24 protein-coding genes and 1 pseudogene are annotated in these 25197 nt (G+C 73.0%); 21 read left to right on the top strand and 4 right to left on the bottom strand.

Annotated features, from left to right (window positions below):
* Positions 1-112: 112 nt before the first annotated feature.
* From rbfA to E1166_RS04440, 12 genes and pseudogenes are all read left to right on the top strand, one after another.
* The gene (gene rbfA, locus E1166_RS04385; protein WP_132335991.1) at positions 113-601 is read left to right on the top strand and encodes a 30S ribosome-binding factor RbfA; all 489 of its coding nucleotides are present in this window, start codon (positions 113-115) and stop codon (positions 599-601) included.
* 17 nt (positions 602-618) lie between these two features.
* Positions 619-1650: a bifunctional oligoribonuclease/PAP phosphatase NrnA gene (locus E1166_RS04390; protein WP_132336093.1), complete on the top strand. Its 1032-nt coding sequence runs from the start codon at positions 619-621 to the stop codon at positions 1648-1650.
* Positions 1651-1788: 138 nt separating this feature from the next.
* A complete protein-coding gene (locus E1166_RS04395; protein WP_132335993.1) occupies positions 1789-2196 on the top strand; it encodes a hypothetical protein in 408 nt (135 codons plus the stop codon).
* Positions 2196-2405, top strand: coding sequence for a DUF6186 family protein (locus E1166_RS04400; RefSeq protein ID WP_207914003.1), 210 nt, complete (start codon positions 2196-2198; stop codon positions 2403-2405). Before E1166_RS04395 ends, E1166_RS04400 begins: the two co-directional genes overlap by 1 nt.
* 650 nt (positions 2406-3055) lie before the next feature.
* A complete protein-coding gene (locus tag E1166_RS04405; protein WP_132335995.1) occupies positions 3056-4372 on the top strand; it encodes an MATE family efflux transporter in 1317 nt (438 codons plus the stop codon).
* A gap of 63 nt (positions 4373-4435) precedes the next feature.
* Complete coding sequence (truB, locus tag E1166_RS04410; RefSeq protein ID WP_132335997.1) at positions 4436-5320, top strand: tRNA pseudouridine(55) synthase TruB; 885 nt, start codon at positions 4436-4438, stop codon at positions 5318-5320.
* Between the two features lie 52 nt (positions 5321-5372).
* Positions 5373-6302 (top strand): bifunctional riboflavin kinase/FAD synthetase, encoded by a 930-nt coding sequence (locus tag E1166_RS04415; RefSeq protein WP_132335999.1) that lies wholly within the window; start codon positions 5373-5375, stop codon positions 6300-6302.
* A 194-nt stretch (positions 6303-6496) separates the two neighbouring features.
* Positions 6497-6766, top strand: a complete 270-nt coding sequence (gene rpsO, locus E1166_RS04420) for a 30S ribosomal protein S15 (protein ID WP_109804764.1) — start codon at positions 6497-6499, stop codon at positions 6764-6766.
* A 221-nt stretch (positions 6767-6987) separates the two neighbouring features.
* Positions 6988-9360 carry a polyribonucleotide nucleotidyltransferase gene (locus E1166_RS04425; protein WP_132336001.1) on the top strand — a complete coding sequence of 791 codons (2373 nt, stop codon included), beginning with the start codon at positions 6988-6990 and terminating at the stop codon, positions 9358-9360.
* A gap of 138 nt (positions 9361-9498) precedes the next feature.
* Positions 9499-10764 (top strand): annotated as a pseudogene (locus tag E1166_RS04430) (pitrilysin family protein); the annotation flags it as partial.
* Positions 10765-10848: 84 nt separating this feature from the next.
* Positions 10849-11622 carry a 4-hydroxy-tetrahydrodipicolinate reductase gene (gene dapB / locus E1166_RS04435; RefSeq protein WP_132265590.1) on the top strand — a complete coding sequence of 258 codons (774 nt, stop codon included), beginning with the start codon at positions 10849-10851 and terminating at the stop codon, positions 11620-11622.
* A 291-nt stretch (positions 11623-11913) separates the two neighbouring features.
* Positions 11914-12387, top strand: coding sequence for a GNAT family N-acetyltransferase (locus tag E1166_RS04440; RefSeq protein ID WP_132336005.1), 474 nt, complete (start codon positions 11914-11916; stop codon positions 12385-12387).
* Between the two features lie 9 nt (positions 12388-12396).
* Here E1166_RS04440 and E1166_RS04445 read toward each other — a convergent pair whose 3' ends face one another.
* Entirely contained in the window at positions 12397-12975 is a 579-nt protein-coding gene (locus tag E1166_RS04445; RefSeq protein WP_132336007.1) for a GNAT family N-acetyltransferase, read from the bottom strand.
* A gap of 35 nt (positions 12976-13010) precedes the next feature.
* On the opposite strand from E1166_RS04445, the gene E1166_RS04450 reads away from it, so the two are divergent.
* Entirely contained in the window at positions 13011-14321 is a 1311-nt protein-coding gene (locus E1166_RS04450) for a glycosyltransferase 87 family protein (protein ID WP_132336095.1), read from the top strand.
* Here the strand turns inward: E1166_RS04450 and E1166_RS04455 are convergent.
* Entirely contained in the window at positions 14220-14771 is a 552-nt protein-coding gene (locus E1166_RS04455) for a GNAT family N-acetyltransferase (protein ID WP_132336009.1), read from the bottom strand. The two genes, E1166_RS04450 and E1166_RS04455, sit on opposite strands and share 102 nt — an antisense overlap.
* A 152-nt stretch (positions 14772-14923) precedes the next feature.
* Here E1166_RS04455 and E1166_RS04460 point away from each other — a divergent pair, with 152 nt between their 5' ends.
* From E1166_RS04460 to E1166_RS04470, 3 genes are all read left to right on the top strand, one after another.
* Positions 14924-15223: a PASTA domain-containing protein gene (locus E1166_RS04460; RefSeq protein ID WP_165944232.1), complete on the top strand. Its 300-nt coding sequence runs from the start codon at positions 14924-14926 to the stop codon at positions 15221-15223.
* A 101-nt stretch (positions 15224-15324) separates the two neighbouring features.
* On the top strand, positions 15325-16542 hold the full coding sequence (locus E1166_RS04465) for a crosslink repair DNA glycosylase YcaQ family protein (RefSeq protein WP_132336013.1): 1218 nt from the start codon (positions 15325-15327) through the stop codon (positions 16540-16542).
* Between the two features lie 290 nt (positions 16543-16832).
* Positions 16833-17315: an SH3 domain-containing protein gene (locus tag E1166_RS04470; RefSeq protein WP_132336015.1), complete on the top strand. Its 483-nt coding sequence runs from the start codon at positions 16833-16835 to the stop codon at positions 17313-17315.
* A gap of 104 nt (positions 17316-17419) precedes the next feature.
* Here E1166_RS04470 and E1166_RS30740 read toward each other — a convergent pair whose 3' ends face one another.
* On the bottom strand, positions 17420-17593 hold the full coding sequence (locus E1166_RS30740) for a hypothetical protein (protein WP_165944233.1): 174 nt from the start codon (positions 17591-17593) through the stop codon (positions 17420-17422).
* A gap of 50 nt (positions 17594-17643) precedes the next feature.
* On the opposite strand from E1166_RS30740, the gene E1166_RS04475 reads away from it, so the two are divergent.
* From E1166_RS04475 to E1166_RS04495, 5 genes are all read left to right on the top strand, one after another.
* Positions 17644-18180: a DUF2752 domain-containing protein gene (locus tag E1166_RS04475; RefSeq protein ID WP_243710149.1), complete on the top strand. Its 537-nt coding sequence runs from the start codon at positions 17644-17646 to the stop codon at positions 18178-18180.
* A gap of 103 nt (positions 18181-18283) precedes the next feature.
* On the top strand, positions 18284-19027 hold the full coding sequence (thyX, locus tag E1166_RS04480) for an FAD-dependent thymidylate synthase (RefSeq protein ID WP_132265601.1): 744 nt from the start codon (positions 18284-18286) through the stop codon (positions 19025-19027).
* Between the two features lie 46 nt (positions 19028-19073).
* Positions 19074-19997 carry a 4-hydroxy-tetrahydrodipicolinate synthase gene (gene dapA, locus E1166_RS04485; RefSeq protein ID WP_132336019.1) on the top strand — a complete coding sequence of 308 codons (924 nt, stop codon included), beginning with the start codon at positions 19074-19076 and terminating at the stop codon, positions 19995-19997.
* Between the two features lie 54 nt (positions 19998-20051).
* Complete coding sequence (locus tag E1166_RS04490; RefSeq protein ID WP_132265574.1) at positions 20052-21740, top strand: ribonuclease J; 1689 nt, start codon at positions 20052-20054, stop codon at positions 21738-21740.
* Positions 21741-21925: 185 nt separating this feature from the next.
* Positions 21926-23485, top strand: a complete 1560-nt coding sequence (locus E1166_RS04495; RefSeq protein WP_132336021.1) for a S1 family peptidase — start codon at positions 21926-21928, stop codon at positions 23483-23485.
* Between the two features lie 120 nt (positions 23486-23605).
* Here the strand turns inward: E1166_RS04495 and E1166_RS04500 are convergent, their stop codons facing one another.
* Positions 23606-25177: a YbjN domain-containing protein gene (locus E1166_RS04500; RefSeq protein WP_243710155.1), complete on the bottom strand. Its 1572-nt coding sequence runs from the start codon at positions 25175-25177 to the stop codon at positions 23606-23608.
* Between the last annotated feature and the right edge of the window lie 20 nt (positions 25178-25197).

A 25197-nucleotide genomic window follows, 5' to 3' on the forward strand; every position in this document is an offset into this window, starting at 1 on the left:
GGGCGGGGGCGCGTGGCGCGCGGGTAGTGTTCGACATGTCGGGCGGTCGGTCCCGGCGGCCGATTCGCGCCGCCGCTCCGGCCGGGAGCAGGATGCCCTGGAGGTGGGGGAGATGACGGATCCGGCCAAGGTACGCCGGCACGCGGAGCGCATTCGCGAACTGGTCGCGTCGGTGGTGCGGAGCCAGATCAAGGACCCCCGGCTCGGCATGATCACGATCACCGACGCCCGGATCACCGCCGACCTGCGTGACGCCACGGTCTTCTACACCGTGCTCGGTGACGCGGCCGCCCAGGCGAGCACCGCCGCCGCGCTGGAGAGCGCCAAGGGCATGCTGCGCAGCACCGTGGGCAAGGCGCTCGGGCTGCGTCACTCGCCGACCCTGACCTTCGTCCTCGACGACGTGCAGGACCAGGTCAAGCACATCGACGACCTGCTCGCCCAGGCCCGCCACGCCGATGCCGAGGTGCAGCGGCTCGCCGCCAGCGCCCAGTATGCGGGCGACGCCCAGCCGTACCGGGTCGACGACGAGGACACCGACGACACCGAACCGGACGACGACGAGGACGAGGGCACCCCCTCCGCGGCGGACCGACGGTGAGCGGCCCAGCCGGCGATCTGCTTCCCGGGCCGGCCCTCGCCGCGCCGACCGAGGCCGACTGGGCCGCCGCGGTCGCGGCGGTACGCCGGCTGCCGGCCGATGCGCGGGTGCTGCTCGTCTGCCACGTCAACCCGGACGGCGACGCGCTCGGCAGCATGCTCGGCTTCGGGCTCGGCCTGCGCCGGCTGGGCGTACGCCGGCTCCAGGCGACCTTCCCCGGCCCGCCCGAGCTGCCCGAGCCGTTGGGCTGGCTACCCGGTCTCGACCTGCTGGTGCCGTCGGTCGAGGCGTACCCGGACCCGGATCTGGTGGTGTGCTTCGACGCGGCCAGCGCGTCGCGGCTGGGCGAGCTGGTCGACCGGCTCGACACCGCCGGCGACGCGCTGGTGCTCGACCATCACGCGTCGAATACCGGCTTCGGGCGGCTCCACCTGGTGGACCCGGGGGCGGCGGCGACCTCGGTCGTCGCCGAGGAACTGCTCGCCCGGCTCGGCGTGTCGCTGGACGCGGAGATCGCAACCTGTCTCTACGTCGCGTTGACCACCGACACCGGCTCGTTCCGGTTCGAGGCGACCACGCCCGCCGTGCATCAGCTCGCCGCCCGGCTGCTGGCCACCGGCATCCGGCCGGGCGACATCTCCCGCCGGGTCTTCGACACCCGACCCTTCGGCGCGGTACGGCTCTTCGGCGAGGTGCTCGGCCGGGCGGTGCTGGATCCCACGGCGGCGGCCGGGCGCGGCCTGGTCTGGACGTACGCGACGCTGGACGATCTGGTTCGGCACCACCAGCGGCCGTACGTCCTGGAGTCCTTGATCGACTCGGTCCGGTGCACGGCCGAGGCCGACGTGGCGTGCGTACTCAAGCAGGTCGGGTCCGAGGAGTGGGCGGTCTCCCTGCGCAGCAAGGGCGCGGTCGACGTCAGCCGGGTCGCGATGGCGCTGGGCGGCGGTGGGCACCGGTTCGCCGCCGGGTTCACCGGCCACGGTGACGCCCAGGAGGTGCTCGGGCGGATCCGGGTCGAGGTGGACGCCGCGCTGATCGCGTCCTGACCTGCGACGCCGTGTCGCCCCGCCCGTGCCCGGCGGTTGAGAATGCCCGCGCCCGGTGGGGCTCGCGCGTACGCCGGCTTCCTGGTCTGCGGGGTGTCGGGTCTTTCGGCGCTGGATGGGCGCGGGCAGAATCGGAGGATGGAGCAGCCTCGCGATCTCACCGTCGAGGCGCCGCGCGCCTGGGACCGTCCGATGGTCACCGTGCCGGTGCTGGCCTGTTTCTCCCTGGTCGGCGGTCAGTTGCCCTCCTTCTCGGCGCAGGCCAACCTCTGGATCCTGACCACCGGCGGTGCGTTGATCTGGCTGGGGCTCGGTAACCGGGTGCCGCGGCGACCGCCCCCTGGCCGGCTGGACCGAGGGGCCCTCTGGTGGGTGCTGCCGGTGGCCGTTTTCGGGGTGTTCGAGGCCGCCACGTTCGTGATGTCGGCCGGTGACGAGTTTCCCACCTTCAGCCGCCTCGCCGATCCGATCCTGGCGGACGAACTGGTGCGTTCCGCCGTCTGGTTCGGCTGGCTGGCGGCGTTCTGGGGACTGGTGCGCCGGTGATGCGGCTGGTCGCCATCGCGGGGTTCGCGACCGCGCTGGTGCTCTTCGCCGTGGTCGAGTGGGCGGCCCGCCGACCGGGTTCACGGGTGCCCTCCCTCGCTGATGTCTGCGCCTACGTGATGCGGTACGAGGTCGGACCGGTTCCGGTGGGCCGGATCGGGGTGTTCGGCTTCTGGTGGTGGCTGGGCTGGCATTTCCTGGCCCGCTGACGCCTGCTGCCAGCCATCCGGTCTGGCCGCCTCCCATGATCGACTCCAAACGCGGCAAACGGCGGTATCCCCACGCAGGGATACCGCCGTTTGCCGCATCCGGGGCCGGCCAGCGTCTCCCCGTCCAGATGACGGGATCCACGGGCAGCATGTGGAAAGTAAACGTTAACTTGGGAAAGGACCGGCGCTTCGGCGCAGGTCGGGGCGGTGGTTCCACACCCGGTGCCGCCACCCTCCAGGGTCGATCGACCCGGGCTCACGCTGCCAGGCGAGCCGCATCCGGTGATCCCGGAGGACCGCCGGCGCTCAGCAGGACCGCCCGTGGGGCCGTCGGTAGGACGGTCCACACCCTGGAAGGGGCACTCCCATGCCGTCCAAGCCCAAGCCCGACACCACCGACGAGGCGCGCGAGCAGATGCGGCGCGCGCTGCAGACCTCGATGGACACCCGTCAGTGATCCAGGTCGAGCGGCGGTGACGTCGCCGAGGTCCGCGTCGACGACCTCACCGCCCTTCGCCCGGCCGGCCGTCGCGCGGTGGCGACGGGGTGCTGGACGCCGTACCGCCTCGCCCGGGTGGTCCGCCAGAAGCCAGCCGTAAGCGCCGGTAGCCCATAGCGGGCCTTACTCGTGGTGTGGCAGGATCGCGGCGATGAGTCAGTCCGCCACCGCGCTCGCGCCGCCGCGCCGGATCGCCGCCCTCGCCCTGCCCGCCCTGGTGGTGCTCGCCGCCGAGCCGCTCTACGTGCTGGTCGACACGGCGGTCGTCGGGCACCTCGGTCGGGTGCCGCTCGCCGCGTTGGCCGTCGGCGGCACCGTGATGACCCTCACCGCCTGGCTGGGCACCGTGCTCGCGTACGGCATCACCGGGCGGGCGGCCCGCCGGTTCGGCGCCGGTGACCGGGCGGCGGCGGTGGCCGAGGGCGTACCGGCGTCCTGGCTCGCGTTCACCGTCGGGGTGCTGGTGGCGCTCGGCATGCAGGTCGGCGGCGGCGCGTTGGCGCGTACCCTCGCCGGAGGCGGCGGCGACGTGGCCGACGCGGCCGGGCAGTGGCTGCGGGTCGCAGCGCTCGGCGCCCCCGGTTTGCTGCTTGCCGCCGCCGGCAACGGCTGGCTGCGCGGCATCCAGGACACCCGCCGTCCGCTGCTGTTCGTGCTCGCGCCCAACCTGCTCTCGGCGCTGCTCTGCCCGCTGCTGGTCTACCCGGCCGGGCTCGGCCTGGTCGGCTCGGCGGTGGCCAACGCGGTCGCCCAGACCGTCTCCGGCGTGCTCTTCGCCGCGGCGCTGGTCCGCGAGCGGGTGTCGCTGCGGCCCCGGCCCCGACTCATCCGGCAGCAGTTGGCGCTCAGCCGGGACCTGCTCGTCCGGGGCCTGGCGTTCCAGGCCAGCTTCCTCTCCGCCACCGCGGTCGCGGCCCGCTTCGGCGCCGCCGCCGTCGGCGCGCACCAGATCGCGCTGCAACTGTGGTTCCTCACCGCGCTGCTGCTCGACGCGCTCGCCATCGCCGCCCAGGCGCTGGTCGGGGCTGCGCTCGGCGCCGGGGACGGCACCGGCGCCCGCGCGCTGGCCCGTCGCTTCGCGCTGCTCGGCGGCGCCTGCGGGATCGGCTTCGCGGTGCTCATCGCCGCCGGCGCCGGCCTGGTCCCGTCGTGGTTCAGCTCCGACCCCCAGGTACGCGAGCAGGCGATGCTGGCCTGGCCCTGGTTCGTCGCGATGCAGCCCCTCGCCGGGGTGGTCTTCGCCCTCGACGGGGTGCTGATCGGCGCGGGGGACGTTCGTTACCTGCGCAACCTCACCATCGTGGCCGCGCTCGGCGGGTTCCTGCCGGCGATCTGGCTGGCGTACGGGCTGGACCTGGGGCTGGGCGGCATCTGGGCGGGGCTCACCCTGTTCGTGGTGATCCGGCTGGTGGCGCTGCTGCTGCGGCTGCGCTCCGGCGGGTGGGCGGTCGTCGGGGCGGTGCGCTGACCGGGCCCGGAAACCACCCTGCGGTGACGGCGGCCGCGGCCCTGTCTGGCAGGCTTGCCGGTCGTGAGCACTGACGGTCTGATCGTGGTGGACAAGCCCGGCGGCATGACGTCGCACGACGTGGTGGCGCGGGTCCGCCGGCTGGCGCGAACCAGGCGGGTCGGGCACGGCGGCACCCTCGACCCGATGGCCACCGGCGTGCTGGTGATCGGGGTGGGTCGGGCGACCCGGCTGCTCACGTACGTCATCGGCGCGGGCAAGAGCTACACCGCGACGGTCCGGCTCGGGCAGGCCACCGTCACCGACGACGCCGAGGGCGACGTGATCGCCACCACCCCGGCAGGGCAGCTCACCGACGCGGCGGTGCGCGCCGCGTTCACGGCGCTGACCGGCGAGATCGACCAGGTGCCGAGCGCGGTCAGCGCCATCAAGATCAACGGGCAGCGGGCGTACCAGCGGGTGCGCGAGGGGGAGAGCGTCGAACTGCCCGCCCGCCGGGTCACCGTCTCCCGCCTCGACGTACGGGCGATCCGCCGCGACACCCCCGACGTGACGGACGTCGACATCGACGTCACCTGCTCGTCCGGGACGTACATCCGGGCGATCGCCCGCGACGCCGGGCTGGCGCTCGGCGTCGGCGGGCACCTCACCGCGCTGCGGCGTACCGCGGTGGGGAATTTCACCCTGTCCGAGGCCGCCACCCTCGCCGACCTGGAGCAGCGCGCCCCCGAGGTGGTCAACCTGCCGCTCGACGTGGCGGCCGACCGGTACTTCCCGCGCCGGGACGCCACCGCCGCCGAGGCGAGGACGCTGTCCCACGGCGGTCCCCTCGACGCGGCCGGGCTCGCCGGACCGTACGCCGTCTTCGGCCCGGACGGTGGCCTCATCGCTATCGTCAGCGAGCGGGACGGCCGGGCCCGCGCGGAGATCGTGCTCGCCCCGGCCTGACGGACCACGCAGGGTGGTCGCCGGCCGTCGCTGGCCGGCGGGGAGGAGAGACATGCAGCGGTGGCGAGGGTACGACGCGGCGCCCGGCGGGTGGGGGCGGGCGGTCGTCACCATCGGCGTCTTCGACGGCGTGCACAAGGGGCACCAGGCGACCATCGGGCACGCCGTCGCCCGGGCCCGGGAACTGGGCGTGAGGTCGGTGGTGGTCACCTTCGACCCGCACCCGGCCGAGGTGGTGCGCCCCGGCTCGCACCCCGCCGTGCTCACCGAACCGGCCCGCAAGGCCGAACTGATCGAGGCGCTCGGCGTGGACGTGCTCTGCGTGGTGCCGTTCACCCCGGAGTTCTCCCGGCTGCCCGCCGAGGAGTTCGTGCACGACGTCCTCGTCACGCACCTGCACGCCGCGCTGGTGGTGGTGGGGGAGAACTTCCGGTTCGGGCACCGGGCGGCCGGGGACGTCGCCCTGCTGGAACGACTCGGCCGCACCTTCGGCTTCGCGGTCGAGGGCGCACCGCTGGTGGCCGAGGCCAACACGGTCTACTCCTCGACGTACATCCGCTCCTGCGTCGACGCCGGTGACGTGGCCGCCGCCGCCGCGGCGCTCGGCCGCCCGCACCGGGTCGAGGGTGTGGTGGTCCGCGGCGACCAGCGCGGACGTGAGCTGGGTTACCCCACCGCCAACCTGTTGACCCACCGGTACGCGGCGGTGCCCGCCGACGGCGTGTACGCTGCCCGGCTGGTCCGGCGGGGTCACCCCGAGCCGCTGGCGGCGGCGGTGTCCATCGGCACCAACCCGACCTTCTCCGGGCGGGAACGCCGGGTGGAGGCGTACGCGCTGGACTTCTCCGGTGACCTCTACGGCGAGCGGTTGGCCCTGGATTTCGTCGCGCACCTGCGGGAGCAGCGCAGGTACGACGCGATCGAGCCGTTGGTGGCCCAGATGGCCGAGGACGTCGAGCGGACCCGTGACCTGCTGGGTTGAGCGTGACCACCGGGTGCGTCGCCGCCCTTGACCGGCCGGTACCGGGGTGGGCTGGTAGTGTTGCGGAGACGTCGGCTGACCGACGTGGGGCCTCGCGTGCCTGCACGACGCCGCGGGTGCGAGGAACCGGTCCGTTCCCCGGTCCCCGACCGGTCCGACGGACCTCAGCGAACAACCCACGAAACAGGGAGAACATGGCGCTCGACCAGGAAGCCAAGGCCAAGATCCGCACGGAGTACGCGACCGCCGAGGGCGACACCGGTTCGCCGGAGGTGCAGGTCGCGGTCCTCACCAAGCGGATCGCCGAGCTCACCGAGCACCTGAAGGTGCACAAGCACGACCACCACAGCCGCCGCGGGCTGCTGCTGCTGGTCGGCCGTCGCCGTCGGCTGCTCAACTACGTCCAGAAGAAGGACATCAACCGCTACCGGTCGCTCATCGAGCGGCTCGGTCTGCGCAGGTGACGAAACGGGGGAGTGGCTGCGGCCGCTCCCCCGTTCCGGTACCACTGAAGGAAACGGGCCGCGCGACCACCCGATGAGGGAGCCGGTCAGCACCGGTCTCCGGTAGTGGCCCCCGGGCACCCCGGCACTACGCCGGCCACCCGGGCGCTTCGATCGAAGACCGGCAGTCTGAGCAGCTCCCCGCGTCGTGGGCCCCCGATGCGAAGGAGCACGACAGCACCATGACCGAGACCAACCTCGGCACCGAATCCCGTACCGCCGTGATCGACAACGGGACCTTCGGCACCCGGGAGATCACGTTCTCCACCGGCCGCCTGGCCCGCCAGGCCGCCGGCTCCGTCGTCGCCCAGCTCGGCGAGACGGTCGTCCTCTCCGCGACCACCGCCGGAAAGCAGCCGAAGGAGCAGTTCGACTTCTTCCCGCTGACCGTGGACGTCGAGGAGCGGATGTACGCCGCGGGCCGGATCCCCGGCTCGTTCTTCCGCCGCGAGGGTCGGCCCAGCGAGGACGCGATCCTCACCTGCCGGCTGATCGACCGGCCGCTGCGCCCGTCGTTCGTCAAGGGCCTGCGCAACGAGGTCCAGGTCGTCGAGACCGTCCTCGCGCTCGATCCGCAGCACCCGTACGACGTGGTGGCGATCAACGCCGCCTCCATGTCGACGAAGCTCTCCGGCCTGCCGTTCTCCGGCCCGATCGGGGCCACCCGGATGGCGCACGTGGACGGCCAGTGGGTCGCCTTCCCGACCATCGAGGAACTGGCCCGGGCCACCTTCGACATGGTGGTGGCCGGTCGCGCCCTGGCCGACGGCGACGTCGCGATCATGATGGTCGAGGCGGAGGCCACCGAGCACACCGTCGCGCTGGTCGCCGGCGGCGCACCGGCCCCGACCGAGGAGGTCGTCGCCAGCGGCCTGGAGGCCGCCAAACCGGCCATCCGTGAGCTGTGCCGGGCGCAGAGCGAGCTGGCCGAGGTCGCCGCCAAGCCGGTCGCCGAGTTCCCGGTCTTCCTGGACTACCAGGACGACGTGTACGGCGCGGTGGCCGAGGTGGCCCGTGCCGAGGTCGCCGAGGCCCTCAAGATCGCCGGCAAGGCGGACCGCGAGGAGGCCCTGGACCGGATCAAGGCCAAGGTCGCCGAGGAGCTCGGCGGTCGTTTCGAGGGGCGGGAGAAGGAGCTCAGCGCCGCCTTCCGGTCGCTGACCAAGTCGGAGGTCCGCAACCGGGTGCTGCGTGAGCAGGTCCGCATCGACGGCCGCGGTCCGCGTGACATCCGGCCGCTGACCGCCGAGGTGGGCGTGCTGCCCCGGGTGCACGGCTCGGCGCTGTTCGAGCGCGGCGAGACCCAGATCCTGGGCGTCACCACGCTGAACATGTTGCGCATGGAGCAGTCGCTGGACACCCTCTCCCCGGAGAAGTCCAAGCGCTACATGCACAACTACAACTTCCCGCCGTACTCCACCGGCGAGACCGGTCGGGTCGGTTCGCCGAAGCGGCGCGAGATCGGCCACGGCGCCCTGGCGGAGCGGGCGCTGATCCCGGTGCTGCCGGCGCGCGAGGAGTTCCCGTACGCCATCCGGCAGGTTTCCGAGGCGCTCGGCTCCAACGGCTCCACCTCGATGGGTTCGGTCTGCGCCTCGACGCTGGGTCTGCTCAGCGCCGGTGTGCCGCTGAAGGCGCCGGTCGCCGGCATCGCCATGGGCCTCATCTCCGACGAGGTCGACGGCAAGACCCAGTACGTGACGCTGACCGACATCCTCGGCGCCGAGGACGCGTTCGGTGACATGGACTTCAAGGTCGCCGGCACCCGGGACTTCGTCACCGCGCTGCAACTCGACACCAAGCTCGACGGCATCCCGTCGGACGTGTTGGCCGCCGCTCTCCAGCAGGCGCACGAGGCGCGGCAGACCATCCTCGACGTGATGCAGGCGGCGATCGAGGCTCCGGCCGAGATGTCGGACTACGCGCCGCGGGTCACCACCGTGAAGATCCCGGTCGACAAGATCGGCATGGTGATCGGGCCGAAGGGCCAGACCATCAACGCCATCCAGGACGAGACCGGCGCCGAGATCTCCATCGAGGACGACGGCACCATCTACGTCGGCGCGACCAACGGGCCGTCGGCCCAGGCCGCGGTGGACCGGATCAACGGCATCGCCAACCCGACCCTGCCGAAGGTGGGCGAGCGGTTCCTCGGCACGGTGGTCAAGACCGCCGCGTTCGGCGCGTTCGTCTCGCTGCTGCCCGGCCGTGACGGCCTGCTGCACATCTCCAAGGTGGGCGACGGCAAGCGGGTCGAGAAGGTCGAGGACTTCCTCAACGTCGGTGACCGGGTCGAGGTGGAGATTGCCGACATCGACGCCCGCGGCAAGATTTACCTGGACAAGGTCCGTCCGGAGGGTGCGGAGGCGCCGGCCGCCGCCGAGACCGCCGAGGCTGCCGACGGTGAGCGTCCGGCCGGTCGGGACCGGGGCGGCGACCGTGGGCCGCGCGACCGTGGTGAGCGGGGCGACCGCGGCGACCGGGCACCCCGTGGTGAGGGTGGTGGCGAGGGCGGCGGCGAGTCGCGTCCGCGTCGCCGGACCCGGCACAGCTGATCGGTGACCGGCCGGGCGGCGTCGCCGCCCGGCCGGTTCCGGGTCACCGCACCACCCACCCCTCGTCAACTGGGAGCAGGTTTCGTGAGTCGGACTGGGCGTTCGTCTTTTCCTGCGGGTCGACGGGAGGTGGTGGACGGGTCGGTGCGCCGTACCGTGCTGCCCAGCGGGCTGCGCGTGCTCACCGAGGCGATCCCGGCGATGCGCAGTGTGTCGTTCGGCATCTGGGTGGCGGTCGGTTCCCGCGACGAGACCGGCCGGCAGGCCGGTGCCGCGCACTTCCTGGAGCACCTGCTGTTCAAGGGCACCCACAAGCGCAGCGCGCTGGACATCTCCGCCGAGATCGAGGCGGTGGGGGGCGAGACCAACGCCTTCACCACCAAGGAATACACCTGCTACTACGCCCGGGTGCTGGACGAGGACCTGCCGCTGGCCATCGACGTCATGTGCGACCTGGTCGCCGACTCGGTGCTGGCGGCCGCCGACGTGGAGACCGAACGCGGCGTGATCCTCGAAGAGATCGCCATGCACGACGACGAGCCCGGCGACGAGGTGCACGACCTGTTCGCCCGTGCCGTCTACGGCAACCATCCCCTGGGCCGGCTGATCTCCGGCACCGAGGAGACGGTCACGCCGATGACCCGGCGGCAGATCCAGGGCTTCTACCGCCGCCGCTACACCCCGCCGCACATCGTCGTCGCCGCCGCCGGCAACCTCGACCACGCCACGGTGGTCCGGCTGGTCCGTCAGGCGCTGCGGGGCACCCCGCTGGACACCGCGCCGGCCGCGCCGGCCGCGCACCGGGCGGCCACCCCGGCGGTACGCACGAAACCGGCCACCACCATGGTCGAGTCGAAGGAGACCGAGCAGGCGCACGTCATCCTCGGCTGCCCCGGCATCGCCCGCACCGACGACCGTCGGTTTGCCCTCGGCGTGCTCAACAACGTCCTCGGCGGCGGCATGTCCAGCCGGCTGTTCCAGGAGATCCGCGAGCAGCGCGGGCTGGTCTACTCGGTCTACTCCTACGCCAGCCAGTACGCCGACAGCGGCCTCTTCGCCGTCTACGCCGGCTGCGCGCCGGGAAAGGTGGACGAGGTGCTGGCCCTGACCCGCGCCGAGCTGGCCCGGGTCGCCGCCCAGGGAATCAGCGAGGCGGAGCTGGCCCGGGGCAAGGGCATGAGCAAGGGCTCGTTCGTGCTGGGGCTGGAGGACACCGGCTCCCGGATGAGCCGGCTGGCCAAGGGCGAACTGCTCTACGGCGACCTGACGCCGGTCGACGACCTGCTCACCCGGGTCGACGCGGTGACCCTCGACGAGGTGAACACGCTCGCCGCCGACCTGCTCGCCCGACCGATGTCGCTGGCGGTGGTCGGCCCGTTCGACCGGCACCGCTTCTCCGCCTGACCGCCGTCCCCGGGACGGGCCGGCTGGTGGGACGGTTGGCGGTCCCGGAGCGTGCCCGCGTCCGACTGGGATAGGTTGTCGCCCGTGACTGAGGAGCAGGAGAAGGGCCTGGCCGAGCCGATCCGGGTCGGCGTGCTGGGAGCCCGGGGCCGGATGGGCGTCGAGGTGTGCAAGGCGGTCGATGCCGCCGCCGACATGGACCTGGTGGCCATGGTCGACCAGGGCGACTGGTTGTTCAACGCCTCCGACGCCGGTGCCGAGGTGGTTGTCGACTTCACCACGCCGGACGTGGTCATGGACAACCTGCACTGGTGTATCGACCAGGGGATCAGCGCGGTCGTCGGCACCACCGGCTTCACCGAGCAACGGATCGAGCGGGTGCGCGGCTGGCTGGAGCGCAAGCCCGGGGTCGGCGTGGTCATCGCGCCCAACTTCGGCATCGGCGCGGTGCTGATGATGCAGTTCGCCGCGAAGGCCGCCCGGTACTTCGAGAGCGTCGAGATCGTCGAGCAGCACCATCCGCGCAAGCTCGACGCCCCCAGCGGTACCGCCACCCACACCGCCCGGCGGATCGCCGCCGCCCGCGCCGAGGCGGGGCTCGGACCCGTGCCGGACGCCACCGCCGACGAGGTGCCGGGGGCCCGCGGCGCCGACATCGACGGGGTACGCGTGCACGCTGTCCGCGCCACCGGTCTGGTCGCCCACCAGGAGGTGCTCTTCGGCACCACCGGTGAGACGCTGACCATCCGGCACGACTCGTACGACCGGGTGTCATTCATGCCGGGGGTGTTGCTGGCGGTCCGCGCGGTGCGACACCGGCCGGGCCTCACCATCGGCATCGACGACCTGCTGGACTGAGGCACCGGTCGCTCCGGGGGCGACGGCAGATGCCTGTCCGTGCGCTACAAACCTGACTGCACGCATGGATCGGCCGGCGAGGCGGCGCGGGCGTCACCACGGTGGCTGAATCATTGACGCCATCAGATTGGTAGCGTCCGGCGGCACGCCGGCCGTCGGTTGCGGACGCCGTCCCGACGCCGACGAGGTCGCATTGCCGCCGGCACGGTCGGTGCTTGCCGGCAATACGGACGGCGCTTGTCGTCGGTGCGGCCGAGACTCGCGGCCGGCGCAGGGCCTAGGCTCATCCCCATGATCGATTCAGGGCTGCGCGACCGGGCCGGCCGACACGTCACGTTGCGTCCCGTCGACGACCAGAACTGGCGGGGCGTCGCCGACGTCGCGCCCCGCGACGACCAACGCACCTGGGTGCCCGCCCTGGCGGCCCGCTACCTGGTGCTGACCATGCGCTCCGACGTGTGGACGTCGCTGGCGGTGGTCGCGGACGAGACGGTGGTCGGGCACGTCATGTGGGGCGTCGACGACGACGGTTCCCGTTGGCTCGGCGGCCTGGTCATCGACGCGGCCGAGCAGGATCTGGGCGTCGGGCGGGCCGCCGTCCGGACCCTGGTGGACTGGCTGGCGGGGCAGGACGGTGGCGGGCACCCGATCCGCCTGTCGTACCACCCGGACAACGCCCCGGCGGCCGCTCTCTACCGGTCACTGGGTTTCAGGCCGACCGGAGCGATGGAGGACGGCGAGATCGTGGTCGAGCTCCACCCCTGACCGGCGGACTCAGTCGGCGTCCGGCGCGGAGGGGACCGCGACGTGCAGCCGGAGCTGGGGCACCAGCATGTCGTCCACATCCAGCGCACGGGCCGCGCCGTCGGGCTCCCAGCCGGTGCTGGTGAGGAACTTCCGGGTTGCCTCGTCCCCCTCGAACGCCCAGGCCACCGCGCGGCGCAGGCCGTCGGCCCGCCAGCCGTCCACGGCGGCGGCGAGCAGCCGGCTGCCGTGCCCTCGGCGCCCCCAACGCGGCTCGACCAGCAGGTCGGTCACCGCGGCCACGTCCGAGCCCAGGGACTCGGCCGGCTCCTGCGGCGCGAGCGCCTCGGCGTCCGCCGGCCCGGAAGCGACGAACCCCACCAGATAGGATTGCTCGGCCTGTTCGACGGCGACCAGCACGCGGTGCGCGCCGGAGGGCGGCTCCTGCACCGCCGCGTGCCACCGCCGGGCCAGCCACGCCTCGTCCAGGTTGTCGAGCACGTGCCGTGGCAGGATCCGGCGATAGGCGACCCGCCAGGTCGCGAGCTGGATGCGTGCGATCTCGCCGGCGTCCTCGGGACGCGCCGGGCGGACGTACCCGAGAGCCATGGGACGCAAGCCTACGCAGGGTGGGGGAGACGATGGTGGCGCAGGGTGCCAGGCGGACGGCCGCGCAGGTCGTCGGGGTGGTGGCGCTCGCCGTCGCGGTGGCCGCCTTCCTGTCGGTGGCAGCCGTGCGGCACGGCTTCTTCGACCTGAAGGTCTACTACGGCGCGCTGCACTTCTGGGTCCACGACCACGGCGAGATCTACGACTACCTCAAGCCCGGCACCCAGTACGGCTTTACCTACCCGCCCTTCGCGGCGCTGGTCATGCTGCCGATGGCGTACCTGCCCTGGATGGCGGCGATCGTGGTGAGCGTGGCCGCCAGCGTGCTGGTGAGCACCGTGCTGATCTGGTGGCTGCTGGACCCGGTCGCCCGCCGGGCCGGCTGGACCCGCTGGTTCGCCCTCGCGGTGGCGCTCTGCCTGGCCGCCGCGTACGAGCCGATGCGCGAGACGGTCAACTTCGGTCAGGTGAACATGCTGTTGCTGTTCCTGGTCGGGGTGGACCTGCTGCGGCTGCTGCCGGCCGGCAACCGGTGGGCCGGGGTGGGCATCGGCCTGGCCACCGCGATCAAACTGACCCCGGGTATTTTCATCGTCTACCTGCTGATCACCGGGCGGTGGCGGGCCGCGGTCACCTCGATGGCCGCCGCCGCGGCTGCCACCCTGCTCGCCGCCGCGCTCTTTCCCGACGCGTCGCGCGAGTTCTGGACCTCGGCGCTGTGGAACACCGGCCGGGTCGGCGAACTCGCGTTCGTCTCCAACCAGTCGCTGCGCGGCGTGGTGGCCCGGCTCGCACCCCAGCACCCCAGCACCCTGGCCTGGCTGGCGCTGGTGCTGGTCACCCTCGCGGTGTGGGTCTGGCGGTCCCGGGCCGCGGTGGCGGTCGGCGACGAGGCCGCCGGCCTGGCTCTGACCGGCGCGGTGATGTGCCTGGTCAGTCCGGTGACCTGGGTGCACCATCTGGTCTGGCTGCTGCCCGCGCTGATCCTGCTGGTCGACAACGCCGTCGCCGCGCCGCCGCGCAGCGTCCGCCGCCGGGCCCTGGCCACGTTCGCGGCCCTCGGGTACGGGCTGCTGACCAGCCGCATCGTCTGGGTGTGGGAGAAGGACTTCACCGGCCTGGACGGCTTCCTCGGTGGCAACACCTACGTCTGGATCAGCCTGGCGCTGCTGGTGCTGCTGCCGATCCGCACCTGGGCCGTGCCGGTGGCCGGCTCCGGCCCGGACCGGGTCGGCCCGGGCGGGTCAGCTGCCGAGCCGGCCGGCGTAGCGCAGCTCGTCGAGCGGGACCGGGGGACGGCCGCCGGAGAGCGGCACCGGGTAGGTCGTCCGCTCACCGTCGGCTGACAGCCCGGCTCGCTCCCAGAAGCGGCGGGCCCGAATGTTGCCGGCCAGCACCCACAGTCGGTAGCGCCGCCAGCCCCGTGCCGCCAGGCCGGTGTGGGCGGCGGCCAACAGTGCCCGGGCGGTGCCGTCGCCCCAGTGCGCCGGCTCCACGTACATCGCCAGAACCTCGCCGCAGGTCGGGTCCAGGTCGCCCCGGTCCTGGTCCTTGCGGTACGGCCCGAACGTGGTGAACCCGGCTGGCGTCCCGTCGACCTCGGCGAGCAGGGTGGTGAACGGGTGCTCCGGGTCGGCCGTGCCGAGATCCCGCCGGCGCTGTGCCCACGCCACCGGGTTGAGCCGGTCCAGCACCTCCGCCGGCATGAGCCCGGCGTAGCCGGCCTGCCAACCGTGGACGTGCACCCGGGCGATCGCCTCGGCGTCCTCGGGTTCCTCTCGGCGGATGGTCAGCATGCATCCGTTGTATGCCCTTATGGGTGGTAGGTCCAGCACTCGGCCTGGAGTGTTCCGGGACGGACAGGATCGTGGAATATTGATACGGTGACGGCTCCGCTACTCACCGGGGGATCCGCATGACATTCCGACCAATCCTTCGTGCCCTCGTCTTGGCCCTCGCGGCCGGGGTTGCCAGCGTCACCCTGACGGGACCGGTCCATGCCACCGCCGTCGAAGATCCGGGGAGCAGCGTCCCGGTTTGCGGCCGCGGGATCGTCCCCGACGTGTTGGGTATGTCCCAGGAAGACGCGCTCCTCGCGCTGCAAACGGCCGGATTCGCAGATGTCGAGGTCCGGCTGCTGAAAGGCGGTCTGGCCGATGATCCGTCCCAGCTGAGGGTCGAAGCCCAGAACCCGAAGCCGGGATACGCGAGCCGCTGCACCAAGGTAATCATCTACCTCTACTACTAACGCCGCTACGGCAGGCCGAAGCGGCCCGCGCGTTTCGGGGCCACTTCGGTTCTCCACCGGCCTTCACGACTGTCGTACGGCTGGTCTAGCGTTCTGCGACGATGGCCGCACCGGAATCGCTCTCCCTCGCCCAGGCCCGGCGGGTGGCGCTCGCCGCCCAGGGCTTCGCCGACCCGCCGCCCGGCGGGGTGCCCACCCGGCGGCACCTACGCCGGGTGCTGGACCGGGTCGGGTTGATCCAGATGGACTCGGTCAACGTCCTGCAACGGGCGCACTACCTGCCGCTCTACAGCCGGCTCGGGCCCTACCCGACCGCGCTGCTCGACGACGCCGCCTACCGCGCTCCGCGGGAGCTGTTCGAGTACTGGGGCCACGAGGCGTCGCTGGTGCCGGTGTGGCTGCACGCCGCGCTGCGCTGGCGGATGGCCCGCGCCCGCGACCAGGCCTGGGGTGGGATGCGCCAGGTCGCGCAGGAGCAACCCGAGCTGGTCGCCTGGGTCCGCGACGAGGTGGCCGCGCGGGGGCCGCTCACCGCCGCCGAGATCGAGCACGACGCGCCCCGGGAGACCGGCAACTGGGGGTGGAACTGGTCGGCGGTGAAACGGGCACTGGAATACCTCTTCTGGGCCGGCGAGGTGACCGCCGCCGAACGCACCCCCTCCTTCGCCCGCCGCTACGACCTGCCCGAGCGGGTGCTGCCGGCAGCCGCCCTGAACGCGCCCACCCCGACCGACGCGCAGGCGTACCGGACGCTGGTGTCGGTGGCGGCCCGCTGCCTCGGGGTGGCCGCCGAGTCGGAGCTGCGCGACTACTTCCGTCTCCCGCTGGCCGCCACCCGGCAGGCCATCGCCGAACTGGTCGAGGCGGGGGAGTTGCTGCCGGTGACGGTGCGCGGCTGGCGGCAGCCCGCCTGGCTGCACGCCGGGGCCCGGCTGCCCCGGTGGGTGCGGGGCAACACCCTGGTCAGCCCCTTCGACCCGCTGGTCTGGGAACGGGCCCGCACCGAGCGGCTCTTCGGCTTCACCTACCGGATCGAGATCTACGTGCCGGCCCCGCAGCGGGTGTACGGCTACTACGTGTTGCCGTTCCTGCAGGGGGAGCGGTTCACCGCCCGGGTCGACCTCAAGGCCGACCGCAAGGCCGGGGTGCTGCTGGTGCCGGCGGCCTGGCGGGAGCCGGGCGTCGACGAGGGGGAGACCGCCGTCGCGCTCGCCGCCGAGCTGTACCGGCTCGCCGGCTGGCTCGGCCTCGACACGGTGGCCCCACCGGCGGCCGGTGACCTCGCCGCCCCGCTGGCCGCCGCGTTGACCAGCACGTGAAGATCAACTATTTGGCCCCTGGTGTCGCGGTTCTTACCAACGCCCCGACAAACACATCGACGCGTCCGCACTGCCCGTCACCCCCGCCGGCGACCTCACCCCCGACCCGACCTCTTCCACCCGACCCGACGGCACAGGGCAATCGGACACCGAGCGGTAAGTAGCACGCCACGATAACCGACTGGACCGGGCGCGCCCCTAGGATGAAGTAGCTCGATATTTCGCCGCCGTTCTCGCTGCTACGGGCAGTGCCGCATGGGCGGGGACGATTACGAGACAGGGAGTAGCAGATGAAGCTCACCGCAGTCGCGCGCCGGGTGGCGTTCGCCGTGGCCCTCGGCCTACCGCTGATGGTCGGGCCGGTCGTGGCCGCCGGCCCGGCGACCGCGCAGTCCGCCCCGCAGATCGCGACCGCCCCGGGCGCGGGCGGCAGCACGGATGGTACCGCCCCGGCGGCGCGGATCTCCGCTGGCGACCGAGCCGGCACCGGCCCGGCCACGGCGATGGCGCCGCGCTGCGGTTGGCTGCCCGGCGCCTACGAGCCGTACAGCGTCGGCTTCTCGGGCGCCGGTATCCGCCTGCGCTCCGGCCCGTCGACGGCCTGCACCGTGCTGGGTCTGGGCTACGCGGGCCAGAGCGCGACCCTGCGGTGCGGCGCGGTGGGCGACGACGGGTGGGGCTGGTACTACGTCAGGAACAACAGCACCGGCGTCACCGGCTTCGTCCGGGGTGACGGCCTGACGGGCGTACCGATCTCCACCCTGGCGTGCTGACGGCCGGTGTCGGCCGGCAGCGGTCGGCACCGATCTCCGGGCCGCGTCGGGCACCTGTCCGGCGCGGCCCGCCGCCGCCCACCCGATCCGACGGCTCCGGCGGCTCACGCCGCGCCCAGGCGAACCTGGCCGGCAACCTGGTTACAGTGCGGGTAGGTCGGCACCTCGATCGCCAAGCTCTGAGTCCGCCGACGCACAACCGAGACCGACGTGTCCGGGGTGTCGATGCCATGCCACAGCATCACCAGGGAAGCGATGATCCGCAGGATCACGGCCACGCCCTCCCTCACCGCCAGCCAGCGCTGCGTGGCCGGTGTACGGTGAGCGCGTGACGAGCGTCGACGGGCCGGGCACTTCGCGGCAGGATCCCCCCGGGGCCGGCTGGCCCGCCGGGGCGTACCCGTACCCGCCGGTCGAACCGGATCGGCTCACCCGGTTCGTGCTGCGGGTGCACGAGCGGGCCCCGCGCTGGGCGGTCCCCCTGGCCGCTCTCGGCTGCGTCGGCATGGGGGTGGCGTACACGCTGGTCAGCGACCCGACCCGGAGCGCGCCGGACGCGGAGCCGAGCTGCCTGCTCAAGCTCACCACCGGGCTGGACTGCCCGGGCTGCGGCGGCACCCGCGCCCTGTGGTACGTGCTGCACGCCGACCTGCCGGCCGCCGCCCGGCACCACCTCGTCTTCGTCTTCGCGCTGCCCTTCCTGGCCTACCTCTTCGTGGCCTGGGCGGGAAACCAGGCGTTCGGCTGGCGCCTGCCCGAGCTGCGGATCAGCCCTCCGATGATCGGCGGCTTCCTCGGTCTGTGGCTCGCCTTCTCCGTCGTGCGCAACCTGCCCTGGGCGCCGTTCACCTCCCTGTACGTGTGACGTCCGCCCGAGCCAACCCGGCGATCGGGTGCGGCGTCTCACGTCCGTGAACCCACCTTTCCTCACGGTCGACCCGGCCACTACAGTCGCAGGAATGCCGGAGATGGTGCAGCCCCAGGTCAAGCTGATCGCGTGGACCCAGTTCCAGGCCCCGGACGACGTGCCGTGGTCGACCGACGCCGACGGCGGTCAGGCCCTGGCCGAGTTCGCCGGGCGGGCCTGCTACCAGAGCTGGAAGAAGCCGAACCCGGCCACCGCCAGCAACGCCGGCTACCTCGCCCACATCCTGGAGGTCGGGCACCTGTCGGTGCTGGAACACGGCTCGGTGAGCTTCTACTTCACCGGCGTCTCACGTTCGTTCACCCACGAACTGATCCGGCACCGGCACTTGTCGTACTCCCAGCTCTCCCAGCGCTACGTCCCCGAGCGGGACGCGGCGATGGTCGAGCCCAGGGTGATCGCCGAGGACCCGGAGCTGCACAAGAAGTTCGTCGAGGCCGCCGAGGCGAGCGTCCGGGCGTACACCGAGCTGCTGGAGGGGCTGGAGCAGCGCTTCGCCGACGAACCCAACCCCACCCTGCGCCGCAAACAGGCCCGACAGGCGGCCCGCGCGGTGCTGCCCAACGCCACCGAGACCCGCATCGTGGTCACCGGCAACTACCGCGCCTGGCGGCACTTCATCGCCATGCGCGCCACCGAACACGCCGACGTCGAGATCCGCGAGCTGGCCGTGGAGTGCCTGCGCCAGCTCCAGCAGGTCGCCCCGAACGTCTTCGGCGACTTCGTCGTCACCACCCTGCCCGACGGCAGCGAGGTGGCGGCGAGTCCGCACCGCGAGTGGTCCTGAGCCCTTCGCCACCGGCCCGCCGGTGGTCGTCCGCTAGGTTGTGAACATGACGCACGACCACCCTGCCGCTCCCGACCGGGGCCCGTCGCGCCCCTTCGGCCGACTGATCACGGCCATGGTGACCCCGTTCACCGCCGACGGCTCCCTCGACCTCGACGGCGCCGTACGGCTCGCCACCCACCTCGTCGACGAGCAGGGCAACGACGCGCTGGTGCTCAACGGCACCGCCGGCGAGTCCCCGACCACCACCGGCGCGGAGAAGGAGGCCCTGGTCCGGGTCGTCGCGGAGGCGGTCGGTGACCGGACCCGGATCCTCGCCGGAGTGGGCACCAACGACACCCGGCACACCATCGAGCTGGCCCGCTCGGCGGAGAAAGCCGGCGCGCACGGCCTGCTCGTGGTCACCCCGTACTACAGCAAGCCGCCGCAGAGCGGGCTGCTGCGCCACTTCACCACGGTCGCTGACGCCGCCGGGCTGCCGGTCATGCTCTACGACATCCCGCACCGCGCCGGGACGGCGATCGACACCGAGACGCTGGTGCGGCTGGCCGAGCACGGCCGGATCGTCGCGGTGAAGGACGCCAAGGGCGACCTGACCGCGACCAGTTGGGTGACCAGCCGCACCGACCTCGCCTTCTACAGCGGCGAGGACGCGCTCACCCTGCCCGCGCTGTCCGTCGGGGCGGTCGGGGTGGTCGGCACCTCCACGCACTTCACCGGCGCGGGCACCAAGCGGATGATCGAGGCGTACGAGGCGGGCGACCACGCCGGGGCGTTGGCCCTGCACCGGAGGCTGCTGCCGCTGTACACCGGGATCTTCCGTGCGCAGGGAGTGGTGCTGGTGAAGGCGGGCCTGGCGGCCAAGGGCCTGCCGGCCGGCCCGGTGCGTTCGCCGCTGGTGGACGCCACTGCGGACGAGGTCGCCCAGTTGCGGGCCGACTGCGCGGCGGCGGGCGTGGACCTTTCCTGACATGACCGGACGACACGACGGGCGCCGTACGGCGTCGCAGAATGAGGTGGACGCGTGACCGAGGCGCACATCGAGGCTGAACTGCCGCCGCCGCTGCCGGAGGGCGGCCTGCGGATCATCCCGCTTGGCGGGCTCGGCGCCATCGGTCGGAACATGACGGTCTTCGAGTTCGACGGCAAGCTGCTGATCGTCGACTGCGGGGTGCTCTTTCCCGACGTCGAGCAGCCCGGGGTCGACCTGATCCTGCCGGACTTCGGCCCGATCCTGGACCGGCTCGGCGACGTCCAGGCGATCGTGCTGACCCATGGCCACGAGGACCACATCGGCGCGGTGCCGTACCTGCTCGCCCACAAGCCGGACATCCCGCTGGTCGGTTCGCAGTTCACCCTGGCGTTGGTGGAGGCGAAGCTCGCCGAGCGGCGGATCCAGCCGTACACGCTGACCGTGCGGGAGGGCGGCCGGGAGCGGTTGGGCCCCTTCGAGTGCGAGTTCTTCGCCGTCAACCACTCCATTCCGGATGCCCTCGCGGTGGCCATCCGCACCCCGGCCGGCCTGGTGCTGCACACCGGCGACTTCAAGATGGACCAGCTGCCGTTGGACGGCCGGATCACCGACCTGGCGGGGTTCGCCCGGCTCGGTGCCGAGGGCGTGGACCTGCTCCTGTCGGACTCCACCAACGCCGAGATCCCCGGGTTCGTCACGCCGGAGCGGGAGATCGGGCCGGTGCTCGACTCGATCTTCGCCAAGGCGCGCGGCCGGATCATCGTGGCCTCGTTCGCCTCGCACGTGCACCGGGTGCAGCAGGTGTTCGACTCGGCGGTCGAGCACGGCCGCAAGGTGGCGCTGATCGGCCGGTCCATGGTCCGCAACATGGGCATCGCCCGTGATCTCGGTCTGCTCAACATCCCGCCCGACCTGGTGGTCGGGTTGGATGAGGCGACCACCCTCCCACCGGACCGGATCGTGCTGATGTCCACCGGTTCGCAGGGCGAACCGATGAGCGCCCTGGGCCGGATGGCCAGCGGCGACCACCGGCACATCACCATCGCCCCGGGCGACACGGTGGTGTTGGCCAGTTCGCTGGTGCCGGGCAACGAGACCTCGGTCTACCGGGTGATCAACCGGCTGGCCCGGGCCGGCGCGGTGGTCGTGCACAAGGACGTGGCCAAGGTGCACGTCTCCGGTCACGCCCCCGCCGGTGAGCTGCTCTACCTGCTCAACGTCACCCGGCCCAGCAACCTGATGCCGGTGCACGGCGAGTGGCGGCACCTGCGCGCACACGCCCGGCTGGGCATCGAGTCCGGGGTCGCGCCGGACCGGGTGGTGCTCTGCGAGGACGGCGACGTTGTCGACCTGGTCGAGGGCCGGGCCCGTCTGGTCGGGCACGTGAAGAGCCGGTACGTCTACGTCGACGGGCTGGCCGTCGGTGACGTCAGCGAGTCGCTGCTCACCGAGCGGCGCATCCTCGGTGACGGCGGCTTCATCGCCACGACCGTGGTGGTCGACTCGGTCACCGGCAAGGTGGTCGCCGGGCCGACCGTGTCGGCGAAGGGCTTCTCCGAGGACCCGGAGGCGTTCAATCCGGTGATCCCGCTGGTCACCGAGGCACTCAACCGGGCCGCCTCCGACGGCATCACCGACCCACATCAGCTCCAGCAGATCGTCCGGCGCACGGTGGGGCGGTGGGTCAACGACGCGTACCGGCGCCGTCCCATGATCGTCCCGACGGTTGTCGAGGTCTGAGCCACGTCACCTCGCACGCCGGTTCACCGTTCTCGGTGGACCGGCGTCGTCGGGTCCGGGTAGGACCAACCCGTGACGAGCTGAACACGGTGGGCTGAAAACTCCGACAGGTTCAACCGATCGGCGTCCGTCTTCGTACTCCCGGTCGGCAGGCGTACCCGCGCCGGCCGGGAGGAGCATGGCGGATGGACCGCAAACGGATGACAGCCATCGGTGTCGTGGTGGCGGCGCTGGGTTTGACGGCGGCGGTGACCCTGCCGTCGTTCGCCGGGCAGAGCGCCGCGCCGGGCACCGGCGGACCGGCCGGGGCGACCGCCACCGACGGGGTGGCCCCTGAGGTGGTGGACGCGCTGCGCCGCGACCTGCGGCTCAGCCGCGAGCAGGCGGTACGGCGGCTGACCGCCGAGCGGCAGGCCGCCGGCACGGTGAACCGCTTGCGGACCAGCCTCGGCGGCGACTACGGCGGTGCCTGGCTCAGCGCCGACGGGTCCACCCTGACCGTCGCGGTGGCCGACCCGGCGCAGGCGGCGAAGGTGAAGGCGGCCGGCGCGGTCCCGAAGCAGGTGCGGCGGGCCGTCAACGAGTTGGACGCGGTGAAGAGCCGGCTCGACTCGGTGGGTCGCACGGCCACCCCGGAGATCACCGGCTGGTACGTCGACGTCGCCACCAACTCGGTGGTGGTACTCGCCCAGCCGGGTGCGGAGGCGCGGGCCCGCCGGTGGGCGGCCAACAGCGGTGCCCCCGCCGACGCGGTGCGCGTCACCACCTCCCGCGAGCAGCCGCGTCCGCTGTTCGACCTGGTGGGCGGCGAGCCGTTCTTCATCAACAACGCGGGGCGCTGCTCGATCGGGTTCTCGGTGGTGGGCGGATTCGTCACCGCCGGGCACTGCGGCCGGGTGGGGGCCCGCACCACCGGCTTCAACCAGGCCCAGCAGGGCACCTTCGCGGCGTCGTCGTTCCCCGGCGACGACTGGGCGTTCGTGCGTACCAACAACCAGTGGACCCCGCAGGGCGTGGTGACCGACTTCAACGGCGGCGTCGTGCCGGTCAACGGGTCCACCGAGGCTCCGGTCGGCGCCTCGATCTGCCGTTCCGGGTCCACCACGGGTGCCCGCTGCGGCGTGGTCCAGGCCAAGAACGCCACCGTCAACTACCCGGAGGGGACGGTCACCGGACTGACCCGGACCAACGTCTGCGCCGAGCCGGGCGACTCCGGCGGCTCCTGGATCTCCGGTGACCAGGCGCAGGGTGTCACCTCCGGTGGTTCGGGCAACTGCACCGTCGGTGGGGTCACCTTCTTCCAGCCGGTCAACGAGATCCTCCAGCGCAACAACCTGACGCTGGTGACCGCCAACAACGCCCAGCAGAGCACGCAGCCGCAGGCCCCGGCCACCGTGCCGCCGGCGCAGGCCTCGCCGCCGCCGGCCACCGGCGACACCGCCTGCGCCGGCACCGTCCGCCGCAGCGGGACCCTCACCGCCGGCCGGGCGCAGGCCCAGCCGGACGGCCGCTTCTACGTGGCACAGGCCGGTGCGCAGAGCGCCTGCCTGGAGGCGACCGGCAACGGCCGGCTGCTGCTGGAGCTGCAACGCTTCACCGGGGGCGCCTTCCAGACCGTCGCCCGTGCCGCCACCGTCGACGGGGTGGCGAAGCTCTCCGCCAACGGCGCCGCGGGGGCGTACCGGTACCGGATCACCGCGCTGAGCGGCTCGGCCTCGTACACCCTGGCGTTCTCCGCAAACTGACCGGCCGGGTGGCCGCCCGGCCGCCCACCCGCCACCGCGGGCCACGCCCGCGGTGTCCCGACAGCGGCCCCCGACCTCCACCGCCCGGTGGTCGGGGGCCGCGCCGCGTGGCGGGCGCCCTCAGGGCAGCGCCGCCACCGCCCGCGCGTACGCCACACCGGTGGCCACCGCCGAGTCGACCAGTACACCGAGCTGCGCCGGGGCGACCCCGTGCGCCAGGTCGGTGGTCACGTCGCCGGCCAGCACCAGCTCACCGTCGCCCGGTTCGTGCACGTACGCCTTGGGCAGCAGCCGGTCGTGGTTCCAGGCGTTGCAGAACGCGTACGTCTCGGCGAGCCGGTCCGCCGGCAGCCGCCGGTCCGCGAGCACCCGGGCGTGCAGGATCTCCCCGCGCTCACCGACCTGCCGGAACTGGATCACCGCCTCGTGCCACCGGCCGACCACGACACCGCCGGCCTGCACGGCGTAGCCGTCGCCGCGGCGGTCCAGCACGTCGGTGAGCATCGACAGGCGCAGCGGGACCGGCTCGTCGGCGGCCGGCGCGAGGGGCGGTTCGTCCTGCGCCGGCTCGTCGGGCCCGTCGGCGGGCAGGGGCACCACCACGCCGCAGGGCCGCTCGGCCAGCCAGGAGGCGATCCGGCCGGACTGGTGGCCGGTGCCGTTGCGGGCGTCGAAACTGCCGGCCAGCCCGGTGGCCAGGGTCAGCAGGTCGGTGCCGAGGGTCGCCACGTCCAGCTCGGCCGTCGGTCGGCCGCCGTGCCCGGGGCGGTGCACCCGCCGGTCGCCCAGTCCCGCCTCGGCGGCGACGGCGCAGACCAGCGCCCCGGCGGCGGCGAACTCCATCGCGGACAGGTCGTCGTACGGGTGGTCCAGTCGGGGCAGCTGCTCGGCGAGGATCGCCAACCCCCGCTCCGGGTGCCCGCCCAGGGCGCAGAACCGCAGGTGTGCGGCGAGCCACGGGAAGGCCGCCGGTTCCCGCCGGTGCCGCCGGTACGCCCGCAGGTGCGCCTGCCCAGCCTGCGGCGCCTCTCCGGCGCGCAGCCACGGCAGCAGCCCTGCCGCCAGGGCCCGTTCCGGCTGGTCGGTGCAGTCCACCGCGCCGGCTGTGACCGGTCGCAGGACGTCGCTCGCCGCCGCGTCGTCGCCCCAGCCGGCGAGCAGTTCGGCCCGACGGACCGGTAGGCACCCGGGGCAGCCGGCCGTCGGATCGGGCGGGGCGGCGGACCAGACGGCGTACCAGTGCCGGGCGGTCGGCTCGTCGCCGAGGTGGTCGGCGAGCCGGCAGCGTAGCTGGGCCACCAGAGCGTTCTCTTCGCCGACCCGCTCGGTCAGGTCGTCGAGGAGGGCACGGACGGTGTCCAGGCCGATCCGTGGGGTGCCGATCGCCGCTTCGACGGCGTACCGCTGGTGCCGGCGCAGCAGGTCGGCGTCGCCGGGACGCTCGACCAGCAGCTCGGGGCACCGGTCGAGGGTGGACAGGCAGCGCCGCACCGGCTCGACCAACCGCCACCGGTGGCCGTGCAGCAGGTACGCCTCCACCAGCGCGAGCCGGGCGTCCAGTGCGGACCGGGGGTCGCCGAGCGCGTCGGCGCGGGCGGCGAGCCGGTCCAGCTCCGCGAGGCGGGCCTCGCCGTCGGGCAGGTCCCGAGCGTCGTCCAGGGCGACCACCAGCTCGGGGGACCGGGCGGCCACCAGCGGGCGTCGGCCATCGT

This window comes from Micromonospora sp. KC213, assembly GCF_004348325.1.
Classification (GTDB): domain Bacteria; phylum Actinomycetota; class Actinomycetes; order Mycobacteriales; family Micromonosporaceae; genus Micromonospora.